Below are 18,929 nucleotides of genomic sequence, written 5' to 3'. Positions count from 1 at the left end.
GTCCGGGATCCGCAACCGGGAGGCCGACATGGACGCGAGGCGCGAGCCGACGAAGACCCGCCAGGAACGCCGCGATGGCGGCCGTGCGGACGACGGTCACGACCTAACCTTCGTGCCGGGGCCACTCGGACCCGACAGCCTGCAGCGGATCCACGCCTACTGGCGGGCCGCGAACTACCTGTCGGTCGGCCAGATCTACCTCATGGCCAACCCGCTCTTGCGAGAGCCGCTGAAGCCCGAGCACGTCAAACCAAGGCTCCTCGGCCACTGGGGAACGACGCCGGGCCTCAACTTCATCTACGCGCACTTGAACCGGATCATACGGCAGCGCGCCCTCAACATGATCGCGGTCTGGGGACCGGGTCACGGCGCGCCGGGGCTCGTCGCCAACGCCTACCTGGAAGGCACCTACAGCGAGATCTACCCCGACGTTGCGCGGGACGCGGAAGGGATGGAGCGTCTGTTCAGGCAGTTCTCGTTTCCCGGGGGCATCCCGAGTCACGCCTCGCCGGAGCTGCCCGGCTCCATCCACGAGGGCGGCGAGCTCGGCTATTCCCTAGCCCATGCGTTCGGCGCAGCCCTGGACAACCCCGGCCTGATTGTCGCCTGCGTGGTCGGCGACGGCGAGGCGGAGACGGGGCCACTCGCCGCGTCCTGGCACTCCAACAAGTTCCTGAATCCGACCACCGACGGAGCCGTACTGCCGATCCTGCACCTCAACGGCTACAAGATCGCCAACCCGACGCTCCTCGCCCGGATGCCCGCGGACGAGCTTCGCAGCCTCCTCGTCGGGTACGGCTACGAGCCGACCTTCGTCGAGGGCGACGAACCGGCCGCCATGCACCAGGCCATGGCGGCGGCCCTCGACGCGGTCCTCGACGAGATCGCAGCCATCCGGCACTCCGCGCGCTGCGGCAAGGTCTGGCTACCGCGCTGTCCGATGATTGTGCTGCGCAGCCCCAAAGGTTGGACGGGACCGAAGGCCGTCGATGGCAAGCCGGTCGAGGGAACCTGGCGCTCGCATCAGGTTCCCGTCGCGGCTACGCGGGAGAACCCGGAGCACCGCGCGATCCTGGAAGACTGGATGCGCTCCTACCGGCCGGAGGAGCTGTTCGCGGAGGACGGCTCGCTCGTACCGGAACTCGCCGTCTTGGCACCGAAGGGGCCGCGGCGCATCTCGGCCAACCCGCACGCCAACGCGCACAAGAGCGCGTCCTTGCGGCTGCCGGACCTGCAAGACTGCGCCGTCCCCGTGCCGGGACCCGGCCGCTCCCGAGCCGAGGCCACCCGCACGCTCGGCGGCTACCTGCGGGAGGTCCTGTCCCTGAACAAGGACGCCCGCAACTTCCGGATCATGGGTCCCGATGAGACCGTCTCAAACCGGCTGGACGCGGTGTTCGACGTGACGGGCCGCGCCTGGCAGGAGGCGATGTTGCCGGGCGACGATCACCTTCTGCGCGACGGCCGGGTCATGGAGGTGCTGAGCGAGCACCTCTGCGAGGGGTGGCTCGAAGGCTACGTGCTCACCGGACGCCACGGCCTGTTCGCGACCTACGAGGCCTTCGCGCACGTCGTCGATTCGATGGTGAATCAGCACGCCAAGTGGCTGAAGTCCTCGCGCGACCTGCCCTGGCGCCGGCCGGTGCCGTCCCTGAACATCCTGCTCTCGTCCCACGTCTGGCGGCAGGACCACAACGGCTTCAGCCACCAGGACCCGGGCTTTATCGACTTCGTGGCGAACAAGCGCGGTGACACGGCGCGGATCTACCTGCCGCCGGACGCCAATACCCTTCTGTGCGTCACGGACCACTGCCTCCGGACCTATGACCGCATCAACGTCGTCGTGGCCGGCAAGCAAACCGCCCTCCAGTGGCTGACCCTCAACGAGGCCGTCACACACTGTGCGGCCGGCGTCGGCATCTGGGAATGGGCCTCGAACGAGGGCGAGACGGAGCCCGACTTGGTGATGGCCTGCGCCGGGGACGTGCCGACGCAGGAGACCCTCGCCGCGGTGGACTGGCTCCGTCGACACGTTCCTGAACTGCGCATCCGGGTGGTGAACGTCGTCGACCTGATGACGCTGCCGGCGCCCGAGACGCATCCGCACGGCCTCGACGACCCGACCTTCGACAGCCTGTTCACCCGGGACCGTCCGGTGGTGTTCGCGTATCATGGCTATCCGTGGCTCATCCACCGACTGACCTACAAGCGGACGAACCACGGCAACTTCCACGTCCACGGCTTCATCGAGGAGGGCACGACGACGACGCCCTTCGACATGTGCGTGCTGAACCGGCTCGACCGGTTCCACCTCGCGCAGGCCGCGCTGCGCGCCGCGCCGCGGCTGGGCGCCCGGGGTGAGCACGCCGAGGAGGCGCTCCGGGACGCGCTGGCCGCGCACCGCGCATATGTCCGTCAGACCGGCGACGACCTGCCTGAGGTGCGGGATTGGACCTGGCCGGAACGGCACGCCCCCGGGGATCACGACCGCCGGACCGAGGGCGACATCATGCAGTGCGGCCCGACCGACACGGCCAAGCCTGGGCAGGCGGGGACGGTGGACGGGTGGGCGGTCGTAAATTGAGGTCGGGCGATGATCCTCGTCCTCAACGCCGGCTCCTCCAGCCTGCGCTGCGCCCTGTTCCAGCGGAGCGCGGACGGGCCGGCCTGGCGAGCGCACGTCGCCGGGATCGGGCATGAACCAAAACTCTCGATCAACAGCGTCGCCGTCGCGGGCGAGCGTCCCCCGGCGGCCGACCATGCCGCCGCAGCCCGCTGGCTGTTCGCGCGACTTCCCGCGGCGCCGACCGCGGCGGGGCACCGCGTCGTCCACGGCGGCCTGCATTACGCGGCGCCGGTGCGGCTCGACGCGGAGATCCTATCGGCGCTTGAGGGGCTTATTCCGCTCGCGCCCGCGCACCAGCCGCAGGCGCTCGCCTGCATCCGCGCGTTCGGGGAGGTCTGGCCGGATCTGCCGCAGGTCGCCTGCTTCGACACTGCCTTCCATCGCACACAGGACCGGTTGGCCCAACTCTACCCGCTGCCGCGCGCCCTCATCGACGACGGCCTCGTGCGCTTCGGCTTCCACGGCCTGTCCTACGCCCATCTCACCCGGGCTTACCCGAAAGGGCGGATTCTGGCCGCCCATCTCGGGCACGGGGCGAGCCTGTGCGCGATCCGGGACGGGCGAAGCGTCGCCACGACCATGGGCTTCACCACGCTCGACGGGCTGATGATGGGCACCCGCAGCGGGGCGGTCGACCCGGGCCTCGTTCTGTACCTGATCCGGGAGCGTGGCCTGTCGGCCGACGCGGTGGCCGATCTCCTGAACGCGCGGTCGGGCCTCCTCGGCGTCTCCGGCATCAGCGACGACGTGCAGGTTTTGGAGGCGAGCGACGCCTCTGCCGCGCGTGAGGCCCTGGATCTGTTCACCTACCGGATCGTGCGCGAGGCGGGCTCCCTGATCGCCGCCCTTGGCGGGGTCGACACCCTCGTGTTCACCGGCGGGATCGGCGAGCACGCCGCGCAGATTCGCGCCGACGTCTGCCGGGGGCTTGCTTTCGCAGGCGTCGCGCTCGACGAAGTGGCCAACGCCGGCGGCAGCCCGAAGATCGAGGCGTCCGGCTCGGCGGTCGCGGTGCGCATCGCGCCCGCGAACGAGGAGCGCGAGATCGCCCTGTCGGTGACCGATGCGCTGGGGCCGTCGTGAGCGCGCCTATCGCCAAAGCATCGCCGGCGCCTTCCGACCTGTTCGGTCAGGGCGTCGCGCGCTCCGGCTTGAGTTAGGCGGGGTCGAACTCGGCGACCTCCGTCAACCCATCCCAGTCTTCGATGGTGATCCACCGGCCTCGCCACGACATGAGGTTGGCCGAGGTAAGCCTTTTCACGATACGGTTTGCATGGACCGACGTCAGGCCAAGGGCGCTGCCGAGTTCCGTCTGCGTCAACGGCATGGGAAATCGGGACGCCTCGGCCAAGCCGGCGGCTGCCGCCCGCGTGAAGAGTTCGCAGACCAGGTGCGCCATCCCCTCGTACGCTTGGCGATGGCCGGCGTTCAGGAGCCAGCGACGGGCCGTGGCCAACTCGACGACCGTTTCGATCTGCACCATGCGGCCGATGCGCGGATGCCGCTCCATGAGGCGTTTGAAGGCATCATGCGGGATGACGCCGATGCGACAGGGGGTGAGCGAGGCGACCACATGATCCATCCGCCGCCGAAAAAGGCTCTGCAGGTCCAGGAAGTCGCCGGGAATTTGCAGGCTCAGAATCTGCGGCCTGAAGGTTTCGAGGGGGATGTACTTGCAAGTCCAACCATCCAGAAGACGCCGGCATTGAGCCATCACGTCGTCCTCGCGTAACATCTCCCGGTCGGCCTCAAATGTTGCAACCCGGGATACGGACGCGGCGAGGGCGTCGATCTCCGGGGCCGAGACACCGCACCGGTCCAGCCTGCGCCTGAGGGTCAAGGTCCAATCCACATCTGACCCGCGTGCATCTTCGCTTGCGGTCTTAGCCTTGCTCGATTTCGGGTCTCGCAAGAGTGCCGGGGGGCGCGTCGAGCTGGGTGCGATTGCGCGGCATCACCTCTGTCCGGCGCCGCCGCTCGGCTCGGCCTCGAACGCGTATCCCATCGGTGTCGGACATGTGCGCCCCCCGGTTCCACAGGACGGATGGCAGGTTGGCGGCGCGATGCCCTCGCGCCTTGCGATGAATCAAACAATCATGGTCGGGAGCACCATCCGCCTCGGCGGATCCGATGCCGGTTGGACATCCGTCGGGGCAGGCCGAAGCAGGCCATCGTGGTGCGGACGGCTTTCCCGCGTCTCCACACTACGCCGAACGCCACCGCGGGCTGGCTTGACGGTCAGGATCGATTGCATGGCTTGACCGGTTCCAACCCAATATCGGCAGTCACTGACGCTCACTGTCCTCCACCTCGCCGATACGATCCGCGTTTCCGACATCACCGACGAGAAGACGGTTCCCGGTATCTGCAGGCTGTATCCATCGGTACAGGAGTCGGTCGACTTCGCTCGCCCAGGCCAGCGGGAGGTCGAGCCAGAACGTGTGCCAGAGCGTCAGCAAGGCATTCTCGGCGAGGTCGAACTCCGAGGACGGAGGGCGCGCCGGAAGGTCCGACGACCCGCGCGTCATGACTTGATCCTTGCCTCGACGCGGCTGACGTGAGCGACCCGGAAAGTGCGCTCGGTTCCGTCGCCGGCATCGCGGATCGAGACGTACTCGCCCTCGACGAGGGCATGGGTACCGAGGCGATAGCCGGGCTCGTCGTCCTCGTCGGTGCGATCGTCATAGTCGATCAGCCAGGTCGCGCCGCCCTCGCCGCCGGCGCGGTGCACGAGCCGGCCATGCCGGTCGCGCTCTCCGATCCAAAATCGGCGAGCGCGGCAATGGTCCCGGGTTTCCCGCCATAGCGCCGCGTCGAGGCGGCCGTCCGGTCCGAGCGGTGCCACGATCTCGTAGCCCCGTCCGCCGCTGCCGTCGGGATGCTCCGGGCAGCGCGCCAGAGTCAGGGTCACGCGCTGCAGCGTGGCGGGCGCGCTCGGTTTGCCCGTACGCGGTCCCACCCCCGGGGCGATGGTGTCCGCTCCATGCGTTCCTTGAGCCATTGCGAGCCTCCTCGTTTCAGGACGATGTGCGTCTCGAGAAACCGGACGCAGAGCACCTGTCAGGCGGATCCTCGATGTGGCACCACCGCCGTGGCGCAAACGGAGGGTCCGGCGTCAGCGCAGGCAACCGGCACAGATGCCCCGCGTGACCGCATCGTCGCGCTCCTGTTCGCGCGTCCGCCGCTGGATGTCGCTGCCCGGCCCGAGGTCGAGCTTGTCCGGCCTCGGCACCGTCTCGCCGCTCTTGGTCACGTATTCGGAGCGGCTCGATGCAATCCGGTTCGATCCCGAGCCGTCGGCGTCTTGTCCCAGCACCGGCGGCGGAACACACAAGCCAAGGAGGATCCCCGCAACGCCGAGCGGGAGGGATAGCCGCTCAGCCTTCGTCTCCATCGTGGCGCCGCCGCGAAAGCATGTGCCGTGGAACATGGTAGCTCTCCTCAACTCAGGGCGACGATGCGGTCCTCGACGGCACGCACGCCCGGGACCGACCAGGCAGCCCGTTCGGCGGCGTCCCGCTCCGCCCAGGCCGACACGGCGCCCTCCAACGTGACCTTGTCGCCGGCGACGGTGACCTTAATCCCGTCGGCCTCGAACATGACGCTGCGCCTGAACGCCTCCAGGATCTTGTCCTTGACCGCCGTCGGCGGAACCCGCGGCCTGACCTCGACGAGGTTCGTCACCCCGTGCACGCCCGACAGCTTCCGGACCGCCGCTTCGGCGCCCGCCACTTGGTACTGCCAGTCCACCGTGCCGGTCAGCGTGACCCAGCCGCCGGCGACCTTAACCTGGATGGCTTGCTTCGGGAGGTGCACCGACCAGTCGATGATGGCCAGGGCGCGGGCGGCGATCTGGTCGTCGGCGACCTTCTTGTCGTCGGCGTAGCGGACCTCGATTTCCTGGGCGATGGCGCGCACGCCCCGAACGCGGCGAACGGCGCGCTCGGCCTCGACCTTCTCGGCGTAGCTGCCGACGTGGCCGGTCAGGGTCACGACGCCTTCCGAGACGGCGACGCCGATGGCGCCTGCGTCGAGGCTGGGGTCGAAGTCTAGCTCGTCGAGCACGTCGCGGCGCAGATCCTTGTCGGTCATGGCATCCTTCCTCATGGCATGTGTCCAATCGGTGCGGGGTGGCTGCCGGGTAATCCTGCGCGGCCTAGACGAAGGTGCCTTGATCCAGCGCAACCCCGACGCGCCGCTCGGCCTGCGCCAGCGCGGCGCACCGGGTCATCTCCGTGCGCAGGCGATCTACCGTCGCCTCGATGCCGGCGGCCTTCAGGTCGGATTGAAGCCTCGCGATCAGCGTCTCGTCGCTGGTCACGACCGCGCCCTCGGCGAAGGACATGACGTAACCCTCGGCCGCCGTGCCGGTCAGGCGCATCCGCTCACAGGCCCAGGTCGCCAGGAGCCGATTGCGCCGGTTACGGGCATGGAAGCGCGCCTCCTCCTCCTGGACGAAGCGGCGCTCGGCGGCCCGCTCGCGCTCGTCGAACGTCGTGGTCATTGAAGCCTCCAACCCGGTGCGGCGCCGGACCGTACCGGCGGCCGATCAGCTATTGTTCGACCGGTCACGGCGGACAGCCTTGAGGCAGATCAAGCTCACGGACGTGGGCCCTGAATGCGTCGCCGCGGACGGACGACCCATGGCTTCACGGCCTCGACCGCCGCTAGATACGCGAGGGTGATCAGCCCGATGGCGAACAGGATCGGCAGGTCTGGGATCTGGAAGCCAAACCAGCTTCCCAGCGGCGAGAAGGCAAGAGCCAGCGCGGCCGCGAGTGCGGCGAGCGATGAACCGGCCAGCGCCGCGCTCGGACGGTCCTCCCAGGGACGCCCGCTCGTCCGTATGACGAAGATCACCAGGATCTGCGTCGCCATCGACTCCAGGAACCAGGCCGTGCGGAACTCCTCGGCCGAGGCGCTGAAGACGAGGAGCAGCACACCGAAGGTCAGGAGGTCAAACAGCGACGACAATGGACCCATCACCGCAGCGAAACGGAGTACGGTCGCCATGTCCCAAACTTGGGGTCGGGCAGTCGCGGACGGGGGCACACGGTCGAACGGGATGCCGACCTCCGAGAGGTCGTAGAGCAGGTTGTTGAGCAGGATTTGCGTCGGCAGCATCGGCAGGAATGGCAGCGCCACCGAGGCGACCGCCATGGAAAGCATGTTGCCGAAGTTCGAGCTCGCCCCCATGCGGACGTACTTCAGGATGTTGGCGAAGGTCCGCCGTCCCTCCTCGACGCCGTCGGCGACGACCTCCAGGTCGGAGGCGAGCAGGATCATGTCGGCGGCGGCCTGGGCCACACCGGTCGCGCCGTCGACCGAGAGGCCGATGTCGGCCTGCGCGAGACCCGGCGCGTCGTTGATGCCGTCGCCCAGGAAGCCGACGACGGCGCCCTTGGCCTGGAGCGCGCGCACGACGCGCGCCTTCTGGTCGGGCGTCAGCCGCCCGAAGGCGTCCATCTTCCGGACCCGCACCGCGAGGGCCGCGTCGCTGAGCGCCGCGACCTCGGGGCCGGACAGGACCGTGCCGGCATGCAGCCCGACGAGGCCTGCAAGCCGGCGCACGACCACAGGATCGTCGCCGGACAGGATCTTCAGGCGCACGCCCGCCCGCGCGAGCCGCGCGATGGCGGCCGCCGCCGTGGGTTTCGGCGGATCGGCGAAGGCACAGAATCCTTCGAAGACCAGGTCGACCTCGTCCGCGGCCCCGGGCGGTGTCAAAGGCCCGGACCAAATCCGCGAGGCGACGGCGATGCTGCGCAGTCCGTCTTCTGCCAGCGTCCGGACCTGCCCGAGGGCCTCGCCGCGCGCAGCAGGGTCCATCGCTTCCGTCCGCTCGACGGCACGGCGCGCGGTGCACAGCGCGAGGACGGCTTCCGGGGCGCCCTTGAGGATCAGCAGCGTCCCTTCCGGTCCCTGTGCGAGGACCGACCCGGTGCGGCGCCCGTAGTCGAACGCCCTCCGGCCGGAGAGGACCCACCCCTGCCCGGCGTTCGGATGAGCGTTGGCCAAGGCGGCGTCGAGCGAACCACGGTCGCCGCCGAGGTCGGCGGCGACGGCCGCTAGCTGCGCCGGCCGCGCATTCTCCCGGCCCGCCGGGTCGAGGCTGCGCGCCAATGCGATCTCGGCGGAGGTCAACGTCCCGGTCTTGTCGGTGCAGAGCACGGTCATCGCGCCGAGGTCGTGGATGGCGGCCAGGCGTTTCACGATGACCTTGCGCGCCGCCATGCGCAGCGCGCCCCGGGAGAGCGTCACGGTGGTGACCATCGGCAGGAGCTCCGGGGTCAGGCCGACGGCGAGGGCCACGGCGAACAGGAGCGAATCGAGCACCGGCCGGCCGAGGACGACACGGAATGCCAGGACGGCGAGCACCAAGCCGATGGTGAGCCGCGCGACGACGAGCCCGAACGCGTGCAGGTCGTGCTGGAAGGGCGAAGATGCCTGAGCCTCGGCCAGCATTGAGGCTGCCGCGCCGAACATCGTGGACCGACCGGTCGCGACGACGAGGGCGGTCGCCTCGCCCGTCTGGGCGACGGCGCCGCGGAAGAGGGCGTTCGAGGCCTCAGCCGGCTCGGAGGCCGTCACCGGTCCGGGGCGCTTCTCGACCGGGTAGGGCTCACCGGTCAGCGCGGCTTCGGCAGCCGTGAACGCATCGCTCTCGATGATGACGGCGTCTGCCGGAACGATGTCGCCGGCTCGAACGCGCAGGAGGTCGCCCGGGACCACCTGTTCCACCGGGACGGTGACGAAGCGGCCGTCGCGCCGTACTTCGGCTTTCAGCGCCACCGCGTGGCGCAGAGCCTCCGCGGCCCTCGTCGCATGACCCTCCTGCACGGTGTCGAGACCGACGGACAACCCCAGGATGGCGACGATGATCGCGCCTCCGACGACGTCGCCGGTCGCCACCGACACGAGCCCGGCCGCGAGCAGGATCAAGGCGAGCGGTTCGAGCAGGCGGCACAGCACCGCTCGCAGAGCGCCACCGGCCTGCGCACCGGCGTCGCTGTTCGCCCCGTAGCGTTCGAGCCGGCGCGCCGCGTCGGCGGAGCCGAGCCCGTCGAGCCCGCACCTGAGCTCGGCGCAGAGCGCCTCGGATCCGCGCGTCCAGAAGGTCGCGGCGGACACGGAGGGCGGCTGGTCCGGCAGCGAGGAGATGTCCCGGGCGAGGACCGGAATCGCTGTCATTTCCATGGGTGCAGGTCCATCGCCTTCCGCTCGTGGCGGACGACATCATCGGCGGGCGATGGGGTCGTTGCGCTGGATCAAGCCGCCGCCCTGGCCGGCGGCCCGTAGGTACTTCAGGCCGGCGGTCAGCTGCCGGTCCGGCGACGGGTCGATAAAGCCATCCTCCACGATGCCATCCTGCATTGACCCGCCGCTCCCGTACGGCCTCTCCGACGGCCTTCCGTTATTCTCCGCCGCGGTTGCGTCCTCCGGCACTACGCCGTCGGGCTCGATGCCGTTGCCTTCCACGCGGCGGCCTGCGGGCGTGACGACCCAGGCCGTGGTCAGCCGCAGACCGCGCCCGTCCCGGTGCGCGTAGGTGGTCTGAACGGCGCCCTTGCCGTAGGTGCGCGTGCCGATGACGGTCGCGCGTCGGTGGTCCTGCAGCGCACCGGCGACGATCTCGGCCGCGGAGGCCGTGCCGCCGTCCACGAGCAGGACGAGCGGAAGTCCATCGATCAAGTCACCTCCGGTCCCGTCCAACGCGAACCGCTCGACCTTGTCGGGACCGCGTCCGACCAGGCGCACGATCTCACCGTGCCCAAGGAAGGCTCCGGCCACCGCGACGGCCTGCACAACAAGGCCGCCTGGGTTGCCGCGAAGGTCCAACACGAAGCCGCGGAGCCGGTCCCGGCCAATGCGGGCCTTCAGGGTCTCGACCGCGCTGACCAGCCTGCCAGTGGTGAACTCGTCGAAGTGATCGACACCGACATAGGCGATGGCATCCAGGACCCGTATGCGGACCGGGTGCAGCGGTAGCCGTTCCCGTGTCATGATCACGTCGACCGGGGCAGGCGCCTCCATTTGCACGACCTGGAGGCGCACCGTGGAGCCCGGCTCGCCCCGCAAGCGGTCGGCGACTTGGTCGACCCCGAGGCCTTCGACGGCGTCGCCATCGATGCGCTCAATCACGGTTCCGGGCTTGAAGCCGGCTCGCGCCGCGGGGGCGCCGGGAAGCGTGCTCCGAACCCGCCCACCTGCCTCGACTTCCACGCCGATGCCGACGTAGCTCCCGGTATTCTGCTCATCGAGCCGGCGAAACTCGGTCGCCGTCAGGTAGCGTGAATGCCGGTCCAGAGAGGCGACCATCCCGGCGATGGCCGCGTCGACCAAGCGGCTGTCGGCTGGCATGTCGACCGCTCGTGTCCGGACGACGTGGAACGCAGCCCCGAAGGCGAGCAGGTCCCGATACGAGGACTCGCGCGCACGGTCGGGCCAAACGACGGCATCGGGTGAGGCCGGCGTCACGAGGGCCGTGCCGATCATCCCGGCTAACCCGGCCAACCCGACGATCAAGCACGCGACACCGCGACCGGGCGTTGACCGGTCGCGTGCCGGCTCGCCTTCGGTCGATCTGAACGGCATCGTCTGGCCCGGATTGCTGATGTGCCTTCAGGGTGGCTATGCGCGTCTGGCATCGCCTTGACGTGCGTCAACGGACGCCGGTGCGCGCCCCTCTCGACCGTCCCTGGCCGGATCTCGGGACCGCCTGAGGAGGACGGGCGGTCGGCTGCCCCGTCACGCCGACGCTCCCGTCGAGAGACAGGACAGTGGAGCGCAGGATGTCCAGCGGCAGGTCTGACTGAAGACGATGCCACGCGAGCGCGCCGCAACCGTTTGCGACCTGGGCCTTCAGGACTGCCGCCGTCGCGTCCGATGGGTCACCGACGCGCTTCTCGATGCGGCTTGCGAGCGTGGCGGCCGGCGCTTCCAGCCAGACGCCGAGGAACCCGGCATCAATGTCCCGGGCGACCGCCTCGATGCCTTCCCGTTCCGCAGGGCGGTCGAAGACCGCATCGGCGACGGCGCAATGGTCCACGGCCAGAACTCGTGCCGCCTCCGACCGCAGGATCTCGTAGACCCGACGTGACACGGCGGGAGCATAGGCCGATGCCGGCAGCCGCGTGAGGGCGTCGACGCCAAGCAGGCGCTTGCGGATGCGGTCGCTCGACAGAATCCGGGCACCCGGGGCCGCCCCGATCCATGGGGCAACTGCGACCGCGACGGTCGACTTGCCTGAACCGCTGAAGCCGCCGACTGCCAGGACGACGACTGGCTTGTCGGTGAGCAGGCTCTCCGCGAGGACCAAATAGGCTTGCGCCTCGGCCGTCTTCTCGGCGGCGGCATCGCCGGTTCCATCCGCCGCTTGCGCCGCGGTGACGTGGGCGCGGATCACCGCGCGCAACGCCATCAGGAACGGCAGCAGCCCGATCCCGTCGGTCTCGTCCGCCGAATCGAGGTACCGGTTGAGGAGGAGGTTGGCGAGGTCGAAGCGGTCACGGTGCCAGAGATCCATGAGGATGAAGGCGAGGTCGTACAGGACATCGGTCGTCGCGATGGTCTCGCTGAATTCGATGCAGTCGAACGGCGTCGGTCTTCCCTCGAACAGGCAGATGTTGCGCAAGGTCATATCGCCGTGGCAGCGGCGGACCTTGCCGGCCGTGCGGCGCGCATCGAGCAGGGGGGCGTGCCGCGCCAGGTGCGACCGGAACCGCGCCGTGAGAGCCTCCGTCCCCTCGACCGTGAGGAGCCCCATTGATCGGAGGGCGGCCTCGTTCATGTCGACGAGCGTCGCCATGGCGGCGGTCCCGCCTCCATCCAGGTAGATCTCCGCGCTGGCATGGAAGGTCGCGATGACCTGCGCGAGCTCCGCGACGTGGCTGGGTTCGAGGCGGCCGTCGCGAGCCATGACGTCGAACAAGTCCGCCTCCGGGAAGCGACGCATCTCCACGACGGCGTCGACGAGATCTCCGGCCCCGTCGAAGGCCAGTGTCCCGCCCGGGTCGTTCGTGATCCGCCGGGCTCCGAGATAGAGCGCGGGAGCCGTGCGCCGGTTGAGCGCGACCTCCGCCTCACAAGCCGCGAGCCGGCGCTCGGGCGTGGAAAAATCGAGATAGGGGAAGCGGACCGCGCGCTTGAGTTTGAACACGCGGTCCCCAGCCAGGAAGAGCTTGGAGATGTGCGTGGTCGCGGTGTCCACCTTTCCCGCGCACGCCAGGCAGCGTGTCAGGAACTCGACGACTGCGTCCTGATCCACGGCTGACATGCGGGTTGATCCTCGGGCAGGGCGATCTCGGAAACTGCGCGATCTGACAGCGACGCGTCGCGGTGGTCAGACCTCGTGGGGGCCCGCGAAGGTGCGGGCCGCGAGGCTGCCGCGCCGACCGTGATATCCGCCCGGGCCGCTCTGTCGACGTTGAGATGGGTCAAGGAAGCCGCGACCGCCGTGGGGCACGCAGGGGCTTTCAGGAGGCCTCAATGGCTGCGCCCGCCGACAGATCCGAACCGTTCGACCCGTTCGGCATCGCCGCCTCGATGACCGAGTGGTGCTGCCTGTTGAAGGCGGCCCGGGAGCTCAGGGACATCGACGCGGAGATGATGGAGACGATGATGGAGGCCGACGTCGTCGCCTCCGTCACTCCGTCCCCGGAAGCCGCCGCGAAGGTCTGCAGCGTCGCGAGGCTGATGCGAAGCCTCAACCTCGACCCAGAGGCCGTGCGGCGGCGTGAGCCCGAGGTCATGCGGGCACTTGAGGCGGCCTGCCTGGGCTGCTCGGAGCGCAGCCGGTGCACGCGCGAGCTGTGGTCCGGGAAGGCCGCCGACACATACCCGGAGTTCTGCCCGAACGCGGCATGCCTCGACCGGCTGCGCCATGCTTGAACCGGCCTTGGCCATCGAACCAGCACCGTTCGACGCGCAGGTCGCGGCGCATCGTGCCAGGCCGGGAGCGAAGCAAGCCCACGCCATGCCGGTCGGGGACGTTCCCGGGCGCTTCGGGACGAGCCTGCACGCGGGCTTGACGGGAGCGGAGGCTCGGCGCCGGCTCTCGTGGGCGGGTCGAAACGTTATCGCCCCGAAGGAGCCGACCGGCGCGCTCGTCCTGTTTCTGCACCAGCTTGCGAGCCCCGTCGTCTACCTGCTGGCTGCGGCCGGGGGACTGGCGCTCTACTTCGGCGATTGGCGGGAGGCGGTCGCGGTCGTAGCGGTCCTCGCCGTCAACACCGGCCTCGGCTTCTTCACCGAGCTGCGGGCGGTGCGGTCCGTCGAGGGATTGCGGGCACTCGGGACGCACTCGTCTCGCGTCCGTCGAGACGGGTACGTCCGGGTGCTGGCAGCCGAGGATCTCGTCCCGGGCGACATCGTGCTGGTGGAGGGCGGGGATGCGGTCCCAGCAGACATCCGGCTGGTCGAGGCTTCCAACCTGGGCGCTGACGAGTCGATGCTCACGGGCGAATCCGTGCCCGCGAACAAATCGGCGGACCCGGTCGCTCCGGACGCGCTCCTGGCCGAGCGCTCGTCGATGCTCTTCCGAGGAACATTGATCACTCGCGGCAGCGGTACCGGTATCGTCGTGGCGACCGGCGCCGAAACCGAGCTCGGCGGCGTCTCCCGCCTCGTGGAGCAGGCTGAACCGGAGAGATCACCACTGGAGCGTCGCCTGGAACACCTGTCCCGGCAGATGGTCTGGCTCGTCCTGATGGTGGTCGTTCTCCTCGCAGGCGTCGGCGTAGCGACCGGGAAGGATCTCCGCCTGATGACCGAAGCCAGCATCGCACTGGCGGTCGCGGCCATTCCGGAAGGGCTGCCCATCGTGGCGACCCTGACGCTCGCGCGCGGAATGTGGAGGATGGCGTGCAGGAACGCGCTCATCCAGCGACTTTCGGCCGTCGAGACGCTCGGGGCCACGACCCTCATCCTGACCGACAAGACGGGCACGCTCACCGAGAACCGGATGACGGTGCGGCACCTGTCGTCGCCCTCGGGCGATTTGCCCGTATCCGAGGGAGGCTGCGACGCGTCCAGCGAAGCCCAACGCCTGCTCCGCGTCGCCGTGCTCTGCAACGATGCCGCCCTTGGAGCAGGCGTCCGAGAGGGCAGCGGCGACCCGACGGAACAGGCGCTTCTGCGTGCGGGTCGGTCCGCGGGCCTCGACCGCGACGCCCTCCTGCACGAGTGGCCGAAGGTGAAAAAGCACGCCTTCGAGGCGGACACCCGCATGATGGCGACCGTCCACCCTTCGGGTCCACGCTACTGGGTGGCGGTCAAGGGCGCCCCCGAGGCCGTGCTCGCCGCCTCGCGGCGCACCGGCGTTGGGGAGTGCGACCGCCTACTCGACCACAACGACCGCGACCTGTGGCGGCGACGCGTCGAGGATCTCGGCGCACGAGGCCTGCGGGTCATCGCCTGTGCCGAGAAGATGGCGGACGACAGGGACATCCATCCGTTCGAGGACCTCACGTTCCTCGGGCTGGTCGGGTTGGAGGATCCCGCCCGGGAGGACGTGCCGGCGGCGTTGGCAGCCTGCCGCGCTGCCGGCATCCGCGTCGTGATGGTTACCGGCGACCACGCCATCACGGCGCGAAGCATCGCGTGCGCAATCGGGCTCGCCCAACCAGAAGACCGCGTTGTGGAAGGGGCTACCGCGGGCGGCCTGCCGAACGGACACGAGGACATCGCGGTCTTCGCCCGGGTGAGCCCGGTCGAGAAGCTGGCGCTGGTGCGTGCCTACCAGGACATGGGTGAGGTGGTCGCCATGACCGGTGACGGCGTCAACGACGCTCCCGCGCTGAGGCAGGCGGACATCGGTGTCGCAATGGGTCTACGGGGGACGGACGTGGCGCGCGAGGCCGCCGCAATGGTCCTCCTCGACGACGCGTTTCCGACCATCGTCGGCGCGATCCGGGAAGGGCGGATCATCTTCGACAACATCCGCCGGTTCGTCGCCTACCTCCTGGCCTGTAATTTGAGCGAGGCGATGGTGGTCGGGCTGGCGGTCGTGTCGACGTTGCCGTTGCCGATCCTGCCTTTGCAGATCCTCTACCTGAACATCGTCACCGACGTCTTCCCGGCATTCGCGTTGGCGTTGGGAGAGGGTCGCGACGACATCCTCCAGCGGCCGCCGCGGGACCCCAAGGAGCCCATCCTTGGGCGAAATCAATGGGGCTGGATCGTCCTGCACGCCGGCGCGATGACGGCGTCGACCTTCGGCGCCTTGGCCGTTGCCGAGCTCTGGCTCGCCTTCGACCGAGCGTCGATCGTGACGGTCACGTTCCTGACCCTAGCCTTCGCGCAGCTCTGGCAGGTGTTTAACATGCGCGCCTCCGGTTCGAAGTCCTGCCGGAACGAGGTCATGCGCAATCCCTGGGTCTGGGCCGCGTTGCTCCTGTGCACGGCGCTCCTCGTCGGACCGACCTACCTTCCTTCCGTCGGCACCGTGCTCGGCCTCGCCCCTCTTGGCTGGAACGGCTGGGCAGTCGTTCTATCGGCGAGCCTCGCGCCGCTCCTGGCCGTCCAATTCGCGACCCTGGTCGCAGGAGCAATCAAGCAGTCCGCGCGCGAGGGCCGATCCGTTTAATGTCCGATGAACTCGACACCAGCGACGGGGGCATTTTTGCGAGCTTTCACACTGGAGCAGGATAGCGATGGACCCGATTGCGGCGGATTGGGATGCACGGGTCGAGCGGCTGGCCGGTCGCCTTCCCGCGCGTCTGCGCGATGCGGTCACCTGGCTGAGAAAGCCATCGCGGCGCCCGGTGCGGCTTGCGGCGGCGCTCGCGCTGATCGGAGGCGGCCTGCTGTCGTTCCTGCCCATCCTTGGCCTCTGGATGCTGCCACTTGGCCTCGCCCTCCTGAGCGAGGACGTTCCGTCTCTGAAGCCGCGGCTTGAGACGCTCGCCAGGGCGGTCGAGCGCGCCGTTTCCCGATTCCGGAAGCCATGACCGAGCCGGCTGCAAATGACTGGCCGCGGTCGTCGGAAGACCCGGCGTTGCGCTGGATCAAGGTAGGTCCGCCGCTACGATGAAGACTTAGCCGACAAGGCAGCCCGGACCCCTCCATGGCCCTCCCATCCTCCTCCCCCCTCGCAGCATTCCGTGACATTCTGGTCGCCGTCACCCAGGAGGGCCGCGGCGACGAGCCCGAGACGGCGCTCGGCTATGGCCTCATGCTCGCCGCCACGGCGGGCGCCCAGCTGACCGTGCAGTCCGCCGCCCGCCGTTTGACCATGGTCGGCGGAGCGGGTTTGGGGTTCGTCAACGACCTCGTCGCGGGCGAGAACCGCCGCCTGCGCATCCTGGCCCAAGCCGTGGCCGAACGCGTCGCCGGGGACGCAGCGAGGGCGGGCGTGACCTGTACGACCGAAGCGCCCGCGCTCGCCTACCCCAACCTGGTCGCGCGGCTAACCGCCCGCGCCCGCCTCGCCGACCTGACCGTCCTGGATGCCGAGACGCGGGAGGTGGATCTCGATCGCGACCTGATCGACGGGGTTCTGTTCGGGAGCGGTCGTCCGCTCGTCGTCGTGCCGACGGGCCGCTCGGCGTTCTCCGCGCGGCGGGTCGTCGTTGCCTGGGACGGAAGCGCACAGGCTGCCCGGGCCGCAAACGACGCGCTGCCGTTCCTGCGCGCGGCCGAGGCGGTCGAGATCGTATCGGTGGTCGGCGAGAAGGACTTGTCGGCCTCGGCCGCCGGCGTGGAATTCGCGCCGCACCTCGCGCGTCATGGCGTGAACGTTTCGGTGAACGTCCTGCCTGTCGTCGCTGACGTTGCGGAGACGCTCAGGGCTCAAGTTGGACTGTTCCGCGCGGACATGCTGGTGATGGGAGCCTACCGACACTCGCGCCTGCAGGAATGGTTCCTCGGCGGCGTGACGCGGTCGCTCCTGACGCGAAGCCCGGTACCGCTGTTCCTTGCCCATTGACCGATGGCGCGGCAGGCGCGCCGCGAGCGCTGATCCCTCCGCCGCCCGGGGACATCCGCCCTTCAGTCCGATGCCCGCACCCTGCATCGGCCAGCGGGGAGCTTCGCCCGACAGGCCCGGATTGCCAGAGGCATCCACAAGTCCGTTGGGCATCGCCTCCATTGCGGTCCGACGAAACCGGGCGTGCGCTGGGGCAGCTCAGCCAGAGGAATTGCAATCGCGAGGGCTGCGGCGGAACCGTGTTTCGACACCTCCTCGGTGGCAGTTACCCCTTCAGTCCTCGACCACGCGGCGGAGGCGGGCACGTCGCAGGATGACCTGGCGGCCGCCGACACGCCGCAAGGCTCCGTCCTCCTCAAGCTGCGAGAGCGTGCGCGAGACGGTCTCGATGGTCAGGCCGAGGAAGTCGGCGATATCGCGCCGGGTCATCGGTAGGGCGAACGTCCCGGTGCCGCCCAGGCGCTCGTCCACCTCCATGAGGAAAGTCGCCACGCGCTCCGCCGCCGAGCGGCGCCCGAGCAGCAGCATGTGGTCCTGGGCGTGCCGCAGGTCGTTAGTGGCCATACCCCAGAGCTGGCAGGCGACCTCGGCACTTCCAGTCGCGGCACGCTCGACCTGCCGCCGCTTGAAGATCAGCACCTTGGTATTGGTCAGGGCCTCGGCGGTGTGACGGTTGCACGCGCCCTGCTCGAACCCGAACAGGTCGCCGGGCAGGTGGAAGCCGGTGATCTGGCGGCGGCCGTCGCTTAGCACCTTGTGGGTGCGCACCGCGCCGCTGATGACCTTGTAGACGAACTCGGCTTCCTCGCCCTCGCCGTAGACCTCCTCCTCGCGGGCGTAGGAGAAGGGCGTACCGATGAACTCGGGGCAACCGGCGAAAAGGACGCTTTCGTTGATGCCTGGGACGGAAGCGGAATGGCCGACCGGCACCCGGGTGGACGTCCGTGCCGTGTGCTCGGTGCTCATCGGTTCGCTCCTCACCTGCGTCGGTGGGAGGAGATTGGCGGCGGTCGTGGATCGACGAAATTCCGGTCAGTCTCTTAAGCGGGTCCGCTTAAGGGGAACTACGTAGCCTCGCTGGCCGCGATCAGATGCCCGCGGTCGCCACGAGCGCCCACGCGGGATCGGGGTCGGACAAACGGAGCAGACCGTTGCGTCCCGCGAGCATCCAGCCGACGGCGGTGGTAAGCCCGTACGCCAGCCCGCTCAGGACGAGCGTGACGACGTCGGCGTGGCTGCGGAGGGCGTGGATGCCGGCGCAGCCGGCCGTAAAGGTCGCCGCGGCGGCGAGCGCGACCGGGTCGAGTGGCATGGCGGCCTCCGGGTAGCGTTGCTTTAGGGAGATCGGCTACCGCCGCACTGGGCGAGGTACCAGCG

The 18,929-nt window shown here is 69.3% G+C and carries 17 protein-coding genes; 6 read left to right on the top strand and 11 right to left on the bottom strand.

The features are described 5' to 3' along the window. Positions 1-28 precede the first annotated feature (28 nt). Both BKE41_RS02540 and BKE41_RS02535 read left to right on the top strand, forming a co-directional pair. Positions 29-2,584, top strand: a complete 2,556-nt coding sequence (locus tag BKE41_RS02540; RefSeq protein ID WP_070998486.1) for a phosphoketolase family protein — start codon at positions 29-31, stop codon at positions 2,582-2,584. A 9-nt stretch (positions 2,585-2,593) separates the two neighbouring features. After that, positions 2,594-3,709, top strand: coding sequence for an acetate/propionate family kinase (locus BKE41_RS02535; protein WP_070998484.1), 1,116 nt, complete (start codon positions 2,594-2,596; stop codon positions 3,707-3,709). A gap of 73 nt (positions 3,710-3,782) precedes the next feature. Here BKE41_RS02535 and BKE41_RS02530 read toward each other — a convergent pair whose 3' ends face one another. From BKE41_RS02530 to BKE41_RS02490, 9 genes are all read right to left on the bottom strand, one after another. Continuing rightward, positions 3,783-4,466, bottom strand: coding sequence for a Crp/Fnr family transcriptional regulator (locus BKE41_RS02530; RefSeq protein WP_159392708.1), 684 nt, complete (start codon positions 4,464-4,466; stop codon positions 3,783-3,785). Between the two features lie 445 nt (positions 4,467-4,911). Further along, positions 4,912-5,154 carry a hypothetical protein gene (locus BKE41_RS02525; protein ID WP_063110801.1) on the bottom strand — a complete coding sequence of 81 codons (243 nt, stop codon included), beginning with the start codon at positions 5,152-5,154 and terminating at the stop codon, positions 4,912-4,914. Continuing rightward, positions 5,151-5,627: a hypothetical protein gene (locus tag BKE41_RS02520; RefSeq protein ID WP_199825826.1), complete on the bottom strand. Its 477-nt coding sequence runs from the start codon at positions 5,625-5,627 to the stop codon at positions 5,151-5,153. The genes BKE41_RS02525 and BKE41_RS02520 overlap by 4 nt, the downstream gene beginning before the upstream one ends. Before the next feature lie 114 nt (positions 5,628-5,741). Then, a complete protein-coding gene (locus BKE41_RS02515) occupies positions 5,742-6,056 on the bottom strand; it encodes a hypothetical protein (RefSeq protein WP_063110802.1) in 315 nt (104 codons plus the stop codon). An 11-nt stretch (positions 6,057-6,067) separates the two neighbouring features. After that, positions 6,068-6,718 carry a BON domain-containing protein gene (locus BKE41_RS02510; protein WP_063110803.1) on the bottom strand — a complete coding sequence of 217 codons (651 nt, stop codon included), beginning with the start codon at positions 6,716-6,718 and terminating at the stop codon, positions 6,068-6,070. 64 nt (positions 6,719-6,782) lie between these two features. Next, a complete protein-coding gene (locus BKE41_RS02505; RefSeq protein WP_070998483.1) occupies positions 6,783-7,130 on the bottom strand; it encodes a DUF1476 domain-containing protein in 348 nt (115 codons plus the stop codon). Between the two features lie 95 nt (positions 7,131-7,225). Further along, positions 7,226-9,823, bottom strand: coding sequence for a magnesium-translocating P-type ATPase (gene mgtA / locus BKE41_RS02500; RefSeq protein ID WP_199825825.1), 2,598 nt, complete (start codon positions 9,821-9,823; stop codon positions 7,226-7,228). 39 nt (positions 9,824-9,862) lie between these two features. Further along, positions 9,863-11,122: a S41 family peptidase gene (locus tag BKE41_RS02495; RefSeq protein WP_245295889.1), complete on the bottom strand. Its 1,260-nt coding sequence runs from the start codon at positions 11,120-11,122 to the stop codon at positions 9,863-9,865. A gap of 166 nt (positions 11,123-11,288) precedes the next feature. After that, on the bottom strand, positions 11,289-12,902 hold the full coding sequence (locus tag BKE41_RS02490; RefSeq protein ID WP_070998479.1) for a bifunctional aminoglycoside phosphotransferase/ATP-binding protein: 1,614 nt from the start codon (positions 12,900-12,902) through the stop codon (positions 11,289-11,291). Positions 12,903-13,114: 212 nt separating this feature from the next. Here BKE41_RS02490 and BKE41_RS02485 point away from each other — a divergent pair, with 212 nt between their 5' ends. The 4 genes from BKE41_RS02485 to BKE41_RS02470 all read left to right on the top strand — a co-directional run bounded on the left by BKE41_RS02485 (position 13,115) and on the right by BKE41_RS02470 (position 17,552). Then, positions 13,115-13,516, top strand: a complete 402-nt coding sequence (locus BKE41_RS02485) for a DUF6455 family protein (RefSeq protein ID WP_024831150.1) — start codon at positions 13,115-13,117, stop codon at positions 13,514-13,516. An 85-nt stretch (positions 13,517-13,601) separates the two neighbouring features. Further along, positions 13,602-16,211: an HAD-IC family P-type ATPase gene (locus BKE41_RS02480; protein WP_070998477.1), complete on the top strand. Its 2,610-nt coding sequence runs from the start codon at positions 13,602-13,604 to the stop codon at positions 16,209-16,211. A 67-nt stretch (positions 16,212-16,278) separates the two neighbouring features. Next, complete coding sequence (locus BKE41_RS02475) at positions 16,279-16,575, top strand: hypothetical protein (protein ID WP_070998475.1); 297 nt, start codon at positions 16,279-16,281, stop codon at positions 16,573-16,575. A 116-nt stretch (positions 16,576-16,691) separates the two neighbouring features. Further along, positions 16,692-17,552: a universal stress protein gene (locus tag BKE41_RS02470; RefSeq protein ID WP_070998473.1), complete on the top strand. Its 861-nt coding sequence runs from the start codon at positions 16,692-16,694 to the stop codon at positions 17,550-17,552. A 273-nt stretch (positions 17,553-17,825) separates the two neighbouring features. Here BKE41_RS02470 and BKE41_RS02465 read toward each other — a convergent pair whose 3' ends face one another. Both BKE41_RS02465 and BKE41_RS02460 read right to left on the bottom strand, forming a co-directional pair. Then, the gene (locus BKE41_RS02465; RefSeq protein ID WP_070998471.1) at positions 17,826-18,518 is read right to left on the bottom strand and encodes a helix-turn-helix domain-containing protein; all 693 of its coding nucleotides are present in this window, start codon (positions 18,516-18,518) and stop codon (positions 17,826-17,828) included. A gap of 121 nt (positions 18,519-18,639) precedes the next feature. Continuing rightward, on the bottom strand, positions 18,640-18,864 hold the full coding sequence (locus BKE41_RS02460) for a hypothetical protein (protein ID WP_070998469.1): 225 nt from the start codon (positions 18,862-18,864) through the stop codon (positions 18,640-18,642). Between the last annotated feature and the right edge of the window lie 65 nt (positions 18,865-18,929).

Origin of the sequence: Methylobacterium sp. C1, assembly GCF_001854385.1 — a bacterium.
Lineage (GTDB): Bacteria > Pseudomonadota > Alphaproteobacteria > Rhizobiales > Beijerinckiaceae > Methylobacterium > Methylobacterium radiotolerans.
Note: the sequence above shows the minus strand (reverse complement) of the source record. Positions and strands in the feature narration are given on the sequence as shown.